This window comes from Cupriavidus sp. 22TCCZM01-5 (genome assembly GCF_057798915.1).
Window position 1 is genome coordinate 142,727 of sequence record NZ_JBYOJR010000004.1, and the last position, 14,408, is coordinate 157,134.

The window sequence follows — 14,408 nt, forward strand, 5'->3', positions numbered from 1 at the left end:
TGGTTCCGACGAAATGCCTCGATCAACAAGCACCCTCAACAGAAGGAGCGCCAACATGAAGCAATCGCACACTTGCCGCAACCGGGTTCCCTTGCACCTGCTCGCAGCCGTCGCCCTCAGCCTGGTCAGCACATTCGCCGCGACGTCGGCCTGTGCCGCCGATGGCGATACGCTGCGCAAGATCAAGGAGAGCGGGGTGATCTCGCTCGGCTACCGCGAGTCGTCGATCCCGTTCTCGTACACCGACGGCAAGGAGGTGATGGGCTACTCGCACGAGATCCTGCTGCAGATCGTCGACAAGGTGAAGAGCGATCTCAAGATGCCGAACCTGCAGGTCAGGCTCACGCCGATTACCTCGCAGAACCGCATTCCGCTGGTACAGAACGGCACCATCGACATCGAGTGCGGCAGCACCACCAACAACCTTGAACGGCAGAAGCAGGTGGCGTTCTCGAACAGCCTGTTCGTGTACGGCATCAAGATGCTGACGAAGAAGGATTCGGGCGTGAAGGAGTTCAGCGACCTCAAGGACCGCAATGTGGTTACCACTGCCGGCACCACCGGCGAGCGTCTGCTGGTCAAGATGAACGGCGAGAAGGCCATGAACATGAACCTGATCAGCACCAAGGATCACGGCCAGTCGTTCCTGATCCTGGAAAGCGGCCGTGCCGCGGCCTTTGTCATGGACGAGCCGCTGCTGTACGGCGAACGCACCAAGGCCAAGAGCGCGGGAGACTGGGTCGTGGTGGGCGCGCCATTGCAGACCGAGAACTACGCCTGCATGTTCCGCAAGGACGACCCGTCGTTCAAGAAACTGGCCGACGGCGTGGTGGCCGACCTGATGACCAGCGGCCGGGCCGAGAAGCTGTACAACAAGTGGTTCATGTCGCCGATCCCGCCGCGCGGCATCAACATGAATTACCCGCTGTCCGCCGACATGAAGGCGCTGTTTGCCGCGCCGAACGACAAGGCATTCCAGTAAGAGGTGCGCTGGCGGTTATATAGCCATGATGAATCGTTATTTCTAAATCGATAGTGTTTGCGGTAGTGTTGAGGCCGATATAGGCTCATAGCAGCACAAGCGGCCGGCAGGTCTTCATGAGAGACCGCCGGCCATTCCGCATCCCACTGGAGAACATATGCGCTCGATTCGTCATGGCTGGCTCAAATCCCTGCTGGCTGCCTCGCTGATTGCCGGCGCTGCCGGCCTGACTGGCACCGCGGCCAGCGCCGCGGACCTGCTCGATAGCGTCAAGCAGGCCGGCGTGCTGAAGGTTGGCCTGGAAGGCACCTATCCGCCGTTCGGCTTCCGCGGTCCCAAGAACGAGCTCGATGGCTTTGACGTGGATGTGGCGCGTGCCGTCGCCGCCAAGCTCGGGGTGAAGCCGGAATTTGTCACGACCGAATGGAGCGGCATCATTGCCGGCCTGCAGGCGGGCAAGTTCGATGTGATCGTCAACCAGGTCTCGGTGACGCCGCAGCGCAAGCAGGTGCTGGACTTCTCCACGCCCTACGTCTATTCCGCCGCCCAGCTCATCCAGCGCAAGGATGACAAGCGCGAGTTCAAGTCGCTGGAAGAACTGAAGGGCCACAAGCTTGGCGTGAGCCTGGGCAGCAACTACAACGATCTGGCCAAGTCGGTGCCGGGCATCGACGTCAAGACCTATCCCGGCGCGCCCGAGTATCTGCGCGACCTGGCCGCGCAGCGCGTCGATGCCGCGCTCAATGACCGGCTGATGGTGAACTACCTGATCAAGACCGCCAACCTGCCGCTGCGCCCCGGCGCGGTGGTGCCGGGCGCCAATGCCGAAGTTGCCATTCCGTTCCGCAAGGACAACCCGAAGTTCGCCCAGGCCATCGACCATGCGCTGGACGACCTGCGCAAGGACGGCACGCTGACCAAGCTGTCGGTGAAGTGGTTTGGCTCGGACGTGACCAAGCCCGGCAAGTAAGCAGCTTCTGCCTGTAACCCGTACCCCGCCCGGCCGAAGGCCGCGCGGGGTTTGCGCACATCCCGGCAGGCCGCTACGATGCGTGCATTTCCTTCTGCCTCCCCCAAATGTCCGCTCTCCAGCTCGTATCCGATTCCTTGCCCGTGCTGCTGCAGGGCACGCTGCTGACCATCAAGTTCGCACTGTGGTCGATGGCCTTCGGGCTGGTGCTGGGCACGGTGGTGGCGCTGATGGGCATCAGCCACAGCGCCTTCCTCAAGGGCATCGCGCGTGGGTACGTCAGCATCATGCGCGGTACGCCGCTGCTGGTGCAGATCTTTGTCGTCTACTACGGCTTGCCGGGCGTCGGCATCGCGCTGGAGCCGACGCCCGCCGGCGTGCTGACGCTTAGCCTCAATGTGGGGGCTTATCTTTCGGAGAGCATGCGCGGCGCGATTCTCGGCATCTCGCGTGGCCAGTGGCTGGCCGCGTACAGCCTTGGCCTGACGCCCGGGCAGACGCTGCGCTATGTGGTGGGACCGCAGGCGCTGCGCCTGGCGGTGCCGAGTCTTTCCAACAGCCTGATCAGCCTGATCAAGGACACCTCGCTGGTGTCGGTCATTACCGTGACGGAGTTGCTGCGCACGGCGCAGGAGGTCATCGCGGCCACATACCAGCCATTGCCGCTATACCTTTCGGTGGCGGCGATCTACTGGGTGCTCAGCACCGGGCTTTCGGGGCTGCAGCATATGCTGGAGCGCCGCTTGTCGTTGCCGGGGCGACACTGAGCACCGATTCGGCAAACAAAAAGGGCCAGCCCATTCGGGCTGGCCCTTCTTCGCATGACTGAGCCGCCTGCTTAACCCTGCGCGACGCGGCTGGCAATGTGCGCCAGCGCTTCATCGACCTGATCCACCAGGATCAGGCACAGTTCACCAGCCTGCAGCCGCGACAGCGAGGTGTCGATGGCCAGGAACTCGCCACGGATCTCGTCGATCTTGCTGGCGCGCGTGGCGCCTTGCAGGCCCTCGCGCAGCAGGGCGAGCACTTCGCCGTCCGCGCGGCCACGCTGGCACTGGTCCTGGTACAGGATGACCTCGTCGAAGACCCCGCCAAGGATCTGGGTCTGCTTGCGGATATCGTCGTCGCGGCGATCGCCGGCGCCGCTGATCACCACCATGCGGCGCGTGGCCGGCATGGTCTGCACGGCATTGCATAGCGCCTGGATGGCGTCCGGGTTGTGGCCGTAGTCGGCAATCAGCGTGGCGCCCTTGTAGTCGAACACGTTGAAGCGGCCCGGGGCCGTCTGCGCATCGTTGACGAAGGTCGCCAGGCCGCGGCGAACGATGCTCCAGTCGATGCCGAGCGCCCAAGCCGCGGCGATCGACGACATGGCGTTCTCCACCTGGAAGCCGATCGTGCCGTTGCGCGTCAGCGGGATCTCGGCCAGCGCGAAGCGCACCTCGGTGTCGCCTTCGGAGGCAACGATGTGGTCGCCGTCGACGAATACCACGCGCTTGCCCTGCGCACGGTGCGTGGCCATGGCCGGCTGGCCCGGATCATGCGCGAAGAACGTCACCGAGCCCGGGCAGGCGTCGGCCATGGGAACCACCATCGGGTCCGCGGCGTTGAGTACGGCCATGCCGTGCGGCGCCACGTTCTGCACGATTACGCTCTTGAGCACGGCCAGGTCTTCCACCGTGCTGATGTAGGACAGGCCCAGGTGGTCGCCTTCGCCGACGTTGGTCACCACGGCCACATCGCAGCGGTCGAAGGCCAGGCCTTCACGCAGCAGGCCGCCGCGCGCAGTCTCGAACACGGCAGCGTCCACGTCCGGGTGCAGCAGCACGTTGCGCGCGCTGCGCGGGCCGCTGCAGTCGCCGGTGTCGATGCGTTCGCCACGGATATACACGCCGTCGGTGCCGGTCATGCCCATGCGCAGGCCGCTGGTGGCCATGATGTGGGTGATCAGGCGGACCGTGGTGGTCTTGCCGTTGGTGCCCGACACCGCCACCACCGGAATGCGGCCATCGTCGCCGTCGGCGAACATGGTCGATACGATGGCTTCGCCAACCGCGCGGCCCTTGCCGTACGAAGGCTGCAGGTGCATGCGCAGGCCCGGCGCGGCGTTGACTTCGACGATGCCGCCAGCCTGTTCCTCGAACGGCTTGAGCACGGTCTCGCACACGGCATCCACGCCGGCGATGTCCAGGCCGACCATCTGCGCGGCGGCCACGGCGCGCGCGGCGATGTCCGGATGGACGTCGTCGGTCACGTCGGTCGCGCTGCCGCCGGTCGACAGGTTGGCGTTGTTGCGCAGGACCACGCGCGTGCCCTTGGGCGGCACGGACTCCGCCGTCAGGCCCTGCTTGGCCAGCACGGCCAGGGCAATGTCGTCAAAGCGGATCTTGGTCAGCGAGGTCGCATGGCCTTCGCCGCGGCGCGGGTCGCGGTTCACTTCCTCGACCAGCTGGCGCACGGTATGCGAGCCATCGCCGATGACTTGCGGCGGATCGCGGCGTGCCGCCGCGACCAGATGCTTGCCGACCACCAGCAGGCGGAAGTCGTGACCCGGAATATAGCGCTCGACGATCACGTCCGAGCTGATGTCCGAAGCGACTTCATAGGCCGTCATCACTTCTTCGCGCGTGCGGATGCGCACGGCCACGCCCTTGCCCTGGTTGCCGTCGCGCGGCTTCACCACCACGGGGGCGTCGATCTCCTGCGCGGCTTCCCAGGCTTGCTCGGCGCTGCGCACCGAGCGGCCGAGCGGTACCGGCACGCCGGCGGCATGGAGCAGGCTCTTGGTCAGTTCCTTGTCCTGCGCGATCGATTCGGCCACGGCGCTGGTGGCGCTGGTTTCGGCGGCCTGGATGCGGCGCTGCTTGCTGCCCCAGCCAAACTGCACCATCGAACCCTGCGTCAGGCGGCGGTACGGAATGCCGCGCGCCACGGCGGCGTAGACGATGGAGCCCGTGCTCGGCCCGAGGCGCACGTCTTCATCGAGTTCGCGCAGGCTGTGCAGCGCGTCGTCCAGGTCGAACGGCGCGTCGTCGCGTGCGGCCAGGCACAGCGCCTGCGCCAGCTCGAACGCCAGGCGGCCGACTTCTTCCTCGCTGTACTGCACGATCACCTGGTAGGTGCCGGGCTCGACGGTCTGCGCCGTGCGGCTGAACGTGACCGGGCAGCCGGCCGCGGCCTGCAGGCGCAGCGTGGCGCCTTCCAGCACGTGCGCGAGCGACAGCTCGCCAGCTTCCTCGTCCGGATGCAGCGGCCCAATATCGGGAAAGCGCGCGCGCAGGCGGTCTTCAAAGCCGGGCAAGGCGGCAACCATGTCCGATGGTTCCGGGCAGGCCACGATCGCCTCGATGGCGGTGTGGCGGCACCACAGGTTCGGGCCGCGCAGGGCCCGGATGCGAGAGACTTCCATAGATCTGGTATCCGTTCTTCTTCGGGCCGTCAGGCGCGGCGCGGGGGCTGGCCCATCCACTGGTGCACGCGGTCGACGGTGGCGGCGGTGGCGCTTTCGTCGCACTGCAGGACCAGCAGGTCGCCGGCCACCAACTGGCCGAGCGCGGTCTCGATGGCGTCGCGGCGCGTGCCTTCGTCGATGATCTTGGTGACGCGGCGTCCCTCGTAGAGCCCTTGCTTGAGCAGGGCGCGGGCTTCTGCGTCGGGCAGCGCGCGCTTGACGCTCCGGTCTTCGCACAGGAACACGCGGTCGAAGGTGGCGCCCAGGACCTTGCCTTGGCGGACCATGTCTTCGTCGCGGCGCTGCACGCCAGCGCCGTAGACGATCATGCGGCGTTCGGCCGGGAAGCGGTCCAGCGCGGCGGCCAGGGCCTCCAGCGCAGGGGCGTTGTGCGCATCGTCCACGACCACGATGGCGCCGTTGCGCTCGAACAGCGTGAAGCGGCCCGGCACGTCGACCTGGCCCACGTCGAAGGTCACGATGCCGGCGCGGATCAGGTCATTGGAGATACCCAGCGCCCAACCCGTGGCGACGGCCGCCAGCACGTTTTCCACCTGGAACGAGACGCGGCCGGCATAGGTCAGCGGAATGGCAGCCACATCGGCCAGCGGCGTTTCGCTGTTGCCGGTGGCCAGAACCACCTTGCCGTCGCGCACGAACACGGCGCGCTTGCCGTTGGCACGATGCGCGACGATGGCCGGCAGTTCGGCCGTCAGGCCGAAGAAGATCACGTCGCCGTCCGACAGCTCGGCCATTTCCACCACGCGTTCGTCGCGCGCGTTGAGCACGGCGGCGCCGTTCTTGAGCACCACGTCCACCTGGGTGCGCAGTACGTTGAACATGCGGTCCTCGTCTTCGACGTAGTAGTCGCCCATGTGGTCGGGCGCATCGAAGTTGGTGACCACGCCGACCTGGCAGCGGTCATAGACCAGGCCTTCGGAGAGGATGGAGCCGCTGTCGTTCTCGAACACGGCGGCTTCCACCGCGCGGTTCATCAGGATGCGATGGCCCGCGTCCCAGTTGGCGCGGTCGCCGGCCTGCACCAGGCGGCGGTCCAGGAACAGGCCGTCGCTGCAGGCGAGACCGGTGTGCTTGCCCGACAGCTGCAGCAGGCGGGCGACCAGCTTGGCCACCACGGTCTTGCCGTTGGTGCCGGTAATGCCGACCACCGGGATGCGGCCGGGGTTGGTGTCGTCGGCCTCGGGGAAGAGGTGGTCGACGATGGCGCGGCCCACGGGGCGCGGCGTGCCTTCCGCCGGCTTGAGGTGCATGAGCAGGCCAGGGCCTGCATTGACTTCCACGATGGCACCGCGTTGCTCGGACAGCGGGCGCGAGATGTCCTCGGCCACCAGGTCCACGCCTGCGATATCCAGGCCGACCACGCGCGCGGCCAGCGCTGCATGCGCGGCCACGCTGGGGTGCACGCGGTCCGTGACATCGAATGCCACGTTGCCGGTGCGCTGGATCAGCACGGTCCTGCCTTCGGCGGGTACCGAGGTGCCATCCATGCCCTGGCGCTTGAGCTCCAGGCGCGCGGCGGAGTCCAGCCGGACGCGGTTCAGCGGATGGTCTTCGGTGGTGCCGCGGCGCGGATCCGAATTGATCTGCAGCTCGATCAGTTCCTCGATGGTGGACTTGCCGTCGCCGACCACGCTGGCGGTCTCGCCCATCGCGGCGGCGACCATGCGGCCGCCCACGACCAGCAGGCGGTGCTCGTTGCCGGGGATGAAGCGCTCGACGATCACGCCGTTGCCTTCCTCGATGGCCACCGCGTAGGCGGTCTCGACTTCCTCGCGCGTCACCAGGTTGGTGAAGACGCCGCGGCCATGGTTGCCGTCGTACGGCTTGACCACCACCGGCACGCCGATGTCCTCGGCGGCTTCCCAGGCATCTTCCGGCGACTCGACCATGCGGCCTTCCGGCACCGGCACGCCGCACGATTCCAGCAGGCTCTTGGTCAGGTCCTTGTCGCGCGAGATGCTTTCGGCGATGGCGCTGGTGCGGTCGGTCTCGGCCGTCCAGATGCGGCGCTGGCGCGCACCGTAGCCAAGCTGCACCAGGTTGCCGTCGGACAGGCGGATGGATGGGATGTCGCGGTCGTCGGCGGCATCGACGATGCAGGCCGTGCTCGGGCCCAGGCAGTGCTCATCGACCAGGCGGCGCAGGTTGTCGACGGCGGCGGGCACGTCGAAGGGGCGGTCCTCGATCGCGGCCATGACCAGGTCGCGTGCGCTGAACAGGGCGGCGCGCGTGACTTCTTCGTGCCAGGCGCGCACGATCACCTTGTAGACGCCGCGGATCGGGGTCTCGCGGGCCTTGCCAAATCCGCCGGGCATGCCAGCCAGGTTCTGCAGCTCAAGCGTCACGTGTTCCAGGATGTGGCCCGGCCAAGTGCCTTCCTTGAGGCGCTGCAGGAAGCCGCCGCGCTCGCCAATGCTGCAGCGATGCTCGATCAGCGTGGGCAGCCATGCCGACAGGCGTTCGTAAAACCCCGGAATCGTGTTGGAGGGAAAATCCTCCAGCTCCCCGATATCGACCCACGCCTCCAGCACGGGCCGATATGTCCACATATTCGGGCCGCGCAGCGACATGACATCGAAAATCTCAATGTCCTTCTTTTTCATTGATTTAGCTTGAGGCAATGGGCGGAACCGCCCGAGAAATGAAGCCTAACCTTTCAATAACGTTACAGCATACGTCAGGTTGACTTCTTTAGCTGACATCCGATTGTGCAATGCATCAGGGCACCCGCTGGTTTGCGTTATGTATACTTGCGGGCAAAATCGCGGGCCGCCAGTGTGCGGCCATTCTAAATTGTTTCAAGTTATGTCCGTTTCCGCTGGACGCTGCAAGGCGCGCCGACAATGACCCAATCCTCCCTGCCCGTCTCTCAAAGCCGCGTCCCGGACGAGCCCTGGCGGGCTGCAGCCGGTGCGGTGCTCCGCCCCGGCGAGACCATCCTGGCCGGGCTGGAACTCGACCTCGACGCGAGGCTGCATTTTACCCAAGGGTGGCTGGTTGTGACGGACCAGCGGCTTCTGGCCAGTGCTCCCGGTGAAAAAAGTGTGCGGGAATGGGCCATCGAGCCTGGCCTGCGCCTGTCGCACACCGACCATGCGGGCGTCGGGACGCTCGAACTAGGCAGTGCCACGGCGCGCCTGGCGAGCTGGCACTACACGCTTGGTTACAATCCTGCTGCGCTGCGGCTCGTCGATCAGTTCGAGGCGCGTCGCGATGCGCCTGTTGCCGGTGCACCACAGGGTGCCGGCGAAGTGCTGTGCCCCATCTGCAAGGCCCCGCTGCCGCCCGGCGAGGAGCAGTGCCCGCAATGCAGCCGCGAGGTGGAGACCCCGCCGTCGACGTGGGCGCTGCTGCGCCTGTGGCGCTTTGCGCGCCCGTACCGCTGGGAACTGCTGGCAGGCTTCCTCCTGACGCTGCTGTCCACGGCGGCTACGCTGGTGCCGCCGTACCTGACCATGCCGCTGATGGACAAGGTGCTGATCCCGTTCCAGAACGGGGTGCCGATCGACTATGGCCTCGTGCGCCTGTACCTGGCGGGACTGCTGGGCGCGGCGCTGGTGGCGTGGAGCCTGGGCTGGGCGCGCACCTACCTGCTGGCGCGCGTGTCCGAGCGCATCGGCGCGGACCTGCGCACCACCACCTACGAACACCTGCTGAAGCTGTCGCTGGAATATTTCGGCGGCAAGCGCACGGGCGACCTGATGGCGCGCATCGGCTCGGAGAGCGATCGCATCTGCGTCTTCCTGTCGCTGCACTTGCTGGACTTTGCCACCGACGTGCTGATGATCGTGATGACGGCGGTGATCCTGGTGTCGATCAACCCCTGGCTCGCGCTCGTGACGCTGGTGCCACTGCCGTTCATAGCATGGATGATCCACCTGGTGCGCGACCGGTTGCGCCACGGCTTCGAGAAGATCGACCGGATCTGGTCGGAGATCACCAATGTGCTGGCCGACACCATTCCCGGTATCCGCGTGGTCAAGGCCTTCGCGCAGGAAAAGCGTGAAGTGGCCCGTTTCCGCGAAGCCAACAAGCACAACCTCGCGATCAACGATCGCGTGAATGCGGTGTGGTCGCTGTTCACGCCGACCGTGACGCTGCTCACGGAAATCGGCCTGCTGGTGGTGTGGGTGTTCGGTATCTGGCAGGTGTCGCACAGCGCCATCACGGTCGGTGTGCTGGTGGCCTTCCTGACCTATATCAGCCGCTTCTATACGCGGCTCGATTCGATGAGCCGGATTGTGTCGGTCACGCAGAAGGCGGCGGCCGGCGCCAAGCGCATCTTCGATATTCTCGACCACGTCTCGAGCGTGCCCGAGCCTGTGCGCCCGGCGAAGCTGGAGAAGGTCGAGGGCGCCATCGAGATGCGCGACCTTGGTTTCCGCTATGGCAACCGCGCGGTGATCCGCGGCCTGGACCTGTCGATCGCGCCGGGCGAGATGATCGGGCTGGTCGGGCACAGCGGCTCGGGCAAGAGTACGCTGGTCAACCTGATCTGCCGCTTCTATGACGTGTCCGAAGGTGCGATCCGCGTCGATGGTATCGACATCCGTTCGTTGCCGGTTTCGGAGTACCGCCGCCATATCGGCCTGGTGCTGCAGGAGCCGTTCCTGTTCTTCGGCACCATCGCCGAGAACATCGCATACGGCAAGCCTGGCGCGACGCGCGAGGAGATTGTCGCGGCCGCGCGCGCCGCGCATGCGCACGAATTCATCCTGCGGCTGCCGCACGGCTACGACTCGCTCGTCGGCGAGCGGGGCCAGGCGCTGTCCGGCGGCGAGCGCCAGCGCATCTCGATTGCGCGCGCGCTGCTGATCAATCCGCGCATCCTGATCATGGACGAGGCCACGTCGTCGGTGGATACGCAGACCGAAAAGGAAATCCAGAAGGCGCTCGATAACCTGGTCCAGGGGCGCACCACGATCGCCATCGCGCATCGTCTGTCCACGCTGCGCAAGGCCGATCGCCTGGTGGTGATGGACCGCGGACAGATTGTCGAAGTGGGTGGCCACGACGAGTTGCTCGCGCGCGAAGGGGCCTACTACAAGCTGTACCAGGCACAGGCCCGCAACGTCGATACCGAGGACGAGCCGGCCGACGAGGATGCCCTGCTAGGCACGGAGACCGCCAATGCTTAATGATGCCAACCTTATCGCTGGCGAAATTCCCGATACGGAATTCACGCTGACCCGCAACGCTTTCGGCAAGCTGGTGCTGACGCTTGGCAACGGCACGGCGCACGAGGGCGTGGTACCGGTGCGCGCCTTCCCGATCGGCGCGCCCGATGACGGCATCGGCATGATGAGCACGGACGGCCGCGAGCTGGCCTGGGTTCCGCGGCTCGATGGGCTCTCGGGACCGCAGCGTGCCCTGGTGGAAGAAGAGCTGGCCGCGCGCGAATTCATGCCGGAGATCCAGCGCATCGTCAGCGTCTCCACGTTCGCTACGCCGAGCGAGTGGACCGTGCAGACCGACCGCGGACAGACCACGCTGGTGCTGCGCGGCGAGGAAGATATCCGCCGCCTGGCCGGCAGCACGCTGCTGATTTCAGACAGCCATGGCATCCACTACCTGATCCGCGACCTGATGGCGCTGGATCGTCACAGCCGCAAGATACTCGATCGCTTCCTCTGAGCTTGCGCTGTCAGGAACTGCTGCATCAATGCAGCAGTTCCTCGCCGTCCTCGTCGTCGTACTGGTCGTCGTGCATCAGCGGGGTATCCGCGACCATGTCGAAGACGGTCGAGTGGTAGTGAATGCTGAACCAGTCGCGGAACATTTCCAGCGACAGTTGCGCTGGCCACAGCGACTCGTCGAACCACTCGGCGAGCATGAACTCGAAGAAGCCACGCCAGCGTTTTTCCACCCAATGCCTGGCATTGTCGGTCGTGTCCGCCAGTTCCTCGGGCAGCAGGAAAACGCTTTGGTCTTCCCGTATATGTTCCAGCGTCAGGTTTGGGACAGGCTCCGGATCGACGGCCTGGATCCAGTCCAGAAACGGCTGCTCCGGAACGATCGCCACCAGGGCGCGGTTGATAGTGAAGCGGGGATAGTCGGACATGGCAAGGCTACAGGGCAGACTGCAGGACGGTATTGTAGACGCCGGAATGGGTGGCAGCGGCGACGCCCACGTGGCGTGGGGCGGACGGCCTCCCATAAGGCCAAGAAAAAACCCAGCCGGCAAAGGCTGGGTTTCGGAAATACTGGTGGAGCCGGCGGGAATCGAACCCGCGTCCGCAAGCCCTCCACAGAGAGTTCTACATACTTAGTTCTGTCATTTGATTTAACCGCCGCATCGCGGACGAACACGCTCTACGATGGCGAGTCACTTGGTTTTCGTCCCTGCAGTCGTGACACCGACGGGGCTTATCTGACGTAAATGACCTCGCTGGTTCTTGCGAACCCTAGCCCGTCAGCGAGCCAGTGCGAGGACGGCGGCCCTTAGGCTGCCAGTGCGTAACGTTCGTCGTTAGCAGTTATTACATTCCCATTGATTAACGAGGTGACGGGTCCTCGGTATGCCCTCCACTGCTTCGCAACCCACGTCGAAACCAGGTCGGCCCCAGTGATGAGAAGAACGGATTGTACTCGGTTTGGACGGAAGTTGCCGCGCCGGGTTCCGTTTTTGCTTGCGAACTCCGGATCAGGCCGGGATGAGAAGCGGAATCAACTCGGCCGGATGCCGCACCAGGTAGTCGGCGCCCCAGGTTTCCGGCGGCTCGCCTTCGCCGCAGTACCCGTAGGCAGCGGTGATGGTGAGCATGCCTGCGGCTTTGCCTGCCTGGATGTCGCGTAAGTCGTCGCCCACATACACGCATCGTTGCGGCGCCACGCCGCTCAGTTCGGCGGCATGCAGCAGCGGGGCGGGATGAGGTTTGGCATGGGGCGTCGTGTCACCGCTGACAACGGCGGAGGCCCTTGGCGCGAGCCCGATGGCAGCCACGAGCGGCACCGTGAATCGCGCAATCTTGTTGGTGACGATGCCCCAGCGGATGCCGGCGGCCTCCAGCGATTCCAGCACGTCAGACATGCCGTCGAACAGACGCGTATGCACGGCAATGTCGGCTTCGTAGTAATCGAGAAACAGGTCGCGCAGAGCGGGGAAGTCAGGGTCGTCGGGTTGCTTGCCGAACGCTGCGCCGAGCAGTCCGCGCGCGCCGTGCGATGCAACCGGCCGCAGCTTTTCGTAGGCGACCGGCGAACGTCCATGCTCGACCACCAGGCGATTGGCCGCGGCGGCCAGGTCTGGTGCGGTATCGGCCAGCGTGCCGTCCAGATCGAAAAATACAGCGTCGATCCCCGCCGTCATTCGACCACCCGGCGGAAGGCCATCATGTAGTTCACGTCCGTGTCGCGGCCCAGCGAATAAACCTGGGAGAGCGGGTTGTAGCTCATGCCGCATACCTCGATGAGGTCCAGTCCGGCATTGCGGGCAAAGCGCGCGAGTTCGGAAGGCGTGATGAACTTTTCATAGTCGTGCGTACCGCGCGGCAGCATCTGCAAAATGTACTCGGCGCCGACGATGGCCATCAGGTAGGCCTTCAGGTTGCGATTGATGGTGGACACGAAGACATAGCCGCCGGGACGAACCAGGGTGGCGCAGGCCTGGACGATGGACGCGGGGTCGGGCACATGTTCGAGCATTTCCATGCAAGTCACGACATCAACGCTGCCCGGTTCGCGAGCGGCCAGCGCTTCAGCGGCGATCTCCTCGTAGGTGATCGCAACACCGGATTCCAGACTGTGCAGGTCGGCCACGCGCAAGGCCTTGCTTGACAGGTCAATGCCGCGCACCTGGGCGCCTAGCCGGGCCATGCTCTCGGACAGGATGCCGCCGCCACAGCCGATGTCGACTACTTTCTTGCCGGCCAGCCCGGCAATGCCGTCAATCCAGCCCAGGCGCAACGGGTTCAAGTCATGCAGTGGCTTGAACTCGCTGTTCGGATCCCACCAGCGGTGAGCCAGCTCGCTGAATTTATCGATTTCCTTGGGATCGGCGTTCCGGCCGGCGGAGTTGCCCGCGGAGGGCGGCAAGGCTTGCGTAGGCGACGTCATGGTGTGCGGAGCCGGCGATGGGCAATGTGCCTGAGCCGGCGGATGGGAAGGGGGTCTGGCCAACTGTACCAAAAAAAAAGCCCAGCTTGCGCTGGGCTTTTCTGCATCGGAAAGGATCCGATTAACGTGCGCTGCGGGTGCCGACCACTTCGACTTCCACGCGACGGTTCGGCTGCTGGCAGGCGATCTGTGCCTTGCGGGTGCCCTTGCACGACTTCGCATCGACCTTCAGCTGACGCTTGCCCTTGCCTTCGGTGTACACGCGGTTGGCTTCAACGCCCTTGCTCACCAGGTAAGCCTTGACCGATTCAGCACGACGGATCGACAGGCGATCGTTGTACTTGTCCGAACCGAACGAGTCGGTGTGGCCAACGGCGATGATGACTTCCAGGGTGATGCCTTGCAGCTTCGACACCAGATCGTCCAGCTTCGCCTTGCCTTCCGGCTTCAGGACGGCCTTGTCGAAGTCGAACAGGGTGTCAGCTGCGAAAGTGACCTTCTCGCTGGAGACGACCGGCGGAGCAACCGGTGCCGGTGCCGGTGCCGGAGCAGCGGCCGGGGCCAGGGCGCCGTCGCACAGGGCGTTGGCGGTAGCCGGGGTCCAGGAGCTGTCGCGCCAGCAGAGCTCGTTCGTGCCATTCTTCCACACGTACTCGCTCGTACCGTTGCCCCAGTTGTCATTCACGGCCTTCTTTTCATAGGGGACGGACTGGGCTTGAGCGGATGCAGCCATTACTGCGGTAGCTGCAACGAGCGCGAGCTTGGCAAATTTTTTCATATTTCTCCTCTCAGGATGAGATCACCGCAGGGTTACTGCGAGCAAATGGACGAAAACAAGTCATACATTCTTCGGAGTATAACATTCTCGATGTGGTGTATGCTCCACTTCGAACAATGTCTGGCTCTTCGCTGGGGAATTGTGCCACAAG

At 65.0% G+C, this 14,408-nt stretch carries 11 protein-coding genes and 1 other RNA gene; 5 read left to right on the forward strand and 7 right to left on the reverse strand.

Features of this window, described 5'->3' with window-relative positions:
* Positions 1-55 precede the first annotated feature (55 nt).
* The 3 genes from AC3FNH_RS05680 (at position 56) to AC3FNH_RS05690 (ending at position 2,719) form a co-directional block, all read left to right on the forward strand.
* Entirely contained in the window at positions 56-982 is a 927-nt protein-coding gene (locus AC3FNH_RS05680; RefSeq protein ID WP_488719347.1) for a glutamate/aspartate ABC transporter substrate-binding protein, read from the forward strand.
* A 157-nt stretch (positions 983-1,139) separates the two neighbouring features.
* Positions 1,140-1,952 (forward strand): transporter substrate-binding domain-containing protein, encoded by an 813-nt coding sequence (locus tag AC3FNH_RS05685; protein ID WP_488719348.1) that lies wholly within the window; start codon positions 1,140-1,142, stop codon positions 1,950-1,952.
* Between the two features lie 107 nt (positions 1,953-2,059).
* Positions 2,060-2,719, forward strand: coding sequence for an amino acid ABC transporter permease (locus AC3FNH_RS05690; RefSeq protein WP_276099742.1), 660 nt, complete (start codon positions 2,060-2,062; stop codon positions 2,717-2,719).
* Between the two features lie 71 nt (positions 2,720-2,790).
* Here AC3FNH_RS05690 and cphA (AC3FNH_RS05695) read toward each other — a convergent pair whose 3' ends face one another.
* Positions 2,791-5,361: a cyanophycin synthetase gene (gene cphA / locus AC3FNH_RS05695; RefSeq protein WP_488719349.1), complete on the reverse strand. Its 2,571-nt coding sequence runs from the start codon at positions 5,359-5,361 to the stop codon at positions 2,791-2,793.
* Positions 5,362-5,390: 29 nt separating this feature from the next.
* Positions 5,391-8,027, reverse strand: a complete 2,637-nt coding sequence (cphA, locus tag AC3FNH_RS05700; protein ID WP_488719350.1) for a cyanophycin synthetase — start codon at positions 8,025-8,027, stop codon at positions 5,391-5,393.
* Positions 8,028-8,267: 240 nt separating this feature from the next.
* Between cphA (AC3FNH_RS05700) and AC3FNH_RS05705 the strand changes: the two genes are divergently transcribed.
* Together AC3FNH_RS05705 and AC3FNH_RS05710 are read left to right on the forward strand one after the other, a co-directional pair.
* The gene (locus AC3FNH_RS05705) at positions 8,268-10,562 is read left to right on the forward strand and encodes a cyanophycin metabolism-associated ABC transporter (RefSeq protein ID WP_276099745.1); all 2,295 of its coding nucleotides are present in this window, start codon (positions 8,268-8,270) and stop codon (positions 10,560-10,562) included.
* Positions 10,555-11,058 (forward strand): cyanophycin metabolism-associated DUF1854 family protein, encoded by a 504-nt coding sequence (locus AC3FNH_RS05710; protein ID WP_488719351.1) that lies wholly within the window; start codon positions 10,555-10,557, stop codon positions 11,056-11,058. Before AC3FNH_RS05705 ends, AC3FNH_RS05710 begins: the two co-directional genes overlap by 8 nt.
* A gap of 25 nt (positions 11,059-11,083) precedes the next feature.
* Here AC3FNH_RS05710 and AC3FNH_RS05715 read toward each other — a convergent pair whose 3' ends face one another.
* The 5 genes from AC3FNH_RS05715 to ompA form a co-directional block, all read right to left on the reverse strand.
* Entirely contained in the window at positions 11,084-11,485 is a 402-nt protein-coding gene (locus AC3FNH_RS05715; RefSeq protein WP_276099747.1) for a hypothetical protein, read from the reverse strand.
* Between the two features lie 143 nt (positions 11,486-11,628).
* Positions 11,629-11,988, reverse strand: a transfer-messenger RNA (tmRNA) gene (gene ssrA, locus AC3FNH_RS05720).
* Positions 11,989-12,067: 79 nt separating this feature from the next.
* Positions 12,068-12,733, reverse strand: a complete 666-nt coding sequence (gph, locus tag AC3FNH_RS05725) for a phosphoglycolate phosphatase (RefSeq protein WP_276099748.1) — start codon at positions 12,731-12,733, stop codon at positions 12,068-12,070.
* Positions 12,730-13,479 (reverse strand): bifunctional 2-polyprenyl-6-hydroxyphenol methylase/3-demethylubiquinol 3-O-methyltransferase UbiG, encoded by a 750-nt coding sequence (gene ubiG, locus AC3FNH_RS05730; RefSeq protein WP_488719352.1) that lies wholly within the window; start codon positions 13,477-13,479, stop codon positions 12,730-12,732. The genes gph and ubiG overlap by 4 nt, the downstream gene beginning before the upstream one ends.
* A gap of 121 nt (positions 13,480-13,600) precedes the next feature.
* Positions 13,601-14,257, reverse strand: a complete 657-nt coding sequence (gene ompA / locus AC3FNH_RS05735; RefSeq protein ID WP_211947270.1) for an outer membrane protein OmpA — start codon at positions 14,255-14,257, stop codon at positions 13,601-13,603.
* Positions 14,258-14,408 lie beyond the last annotated feature (151 nt).

Bases quoted from the DNA above. Each gene is read 5' to 3' on its own strand.
- AC3FNH_RS05680 (WP_488719347.1), top strand. From the start codon at position 56: ATGAAGCAATCGCACACTTGCCGCAACCGGGTTCCCTTGCACCTGCTC.
- cphA (WP_488719350.1), bottom strand. From the start codon at position 8,027: ATGAAAAAGAAGGACATTGAGATTTTCGATGTCATGTCGCTGCGCGGC.
- ompA (WP_211947270.1), bottom strand. From the start codon at position 14,257: ATGAAAAAATTTGCCAAGCTCGCGCTCGTTGCAGCTACCGCAGTAATG.
- AC3FNH_RS05715 (WP_276099747.1), bottom strand. From the start codon at position 11,485: ATGTCCGACTATCCCCGCTTCACTATCAACCGCGCCCTGGTGGCGATC.
- AC3FNH_RS05710 (WP_488719351.1), top strand. From the start codon at position 10,555: ATGCTTAATGATGCCAACCTTATCGCTGGCGAAATTCCCGATACGGAA.
- AC3FNH_RS05705 (WP_276099745.1), top strand. From the start codon at position 8,268: ATGACCCAATCCTCCCTGCCCGTCTCTCAAAGCCGCGTCCCGGACGAG.
- AC3FNH_RS05685 (WP_488719348.1), top strand. From the start codon at position 1,140: ATGCGCTCGATTCGTCATGGCTGGCTCAAATCCCTGCTGGCTGCCTCG.
- ubiG (WP_488719352.1), bottom strand. From the start codon at position 13,479: ATGACGTCGCCTACGCAAGCCTTGCCGCCCTCCGCGGGCAACTCCGCC.
- cphA (WP_488719349.1), bottom strand. From the start codon at position 5,361: ATGGAAGTCTCTCGCATCCGGGCCCTGCGCGGCCCGAACCTGTGGTGC.
- AC3FNH_RS05690 (WP_276099742.1), top strand. From the start codon at position 2,060: ATGTCCGCTCTCCAGCTCGTATCCGATTCCTTGCCCGTGCTGCTGCAG.
- gph (WP_276099748.1), bottom strand. From the start codon at position 12,733: ATGACGGCGGGGATCGACGCTGTATTTTTCGATCTGGACGGCACGCTG.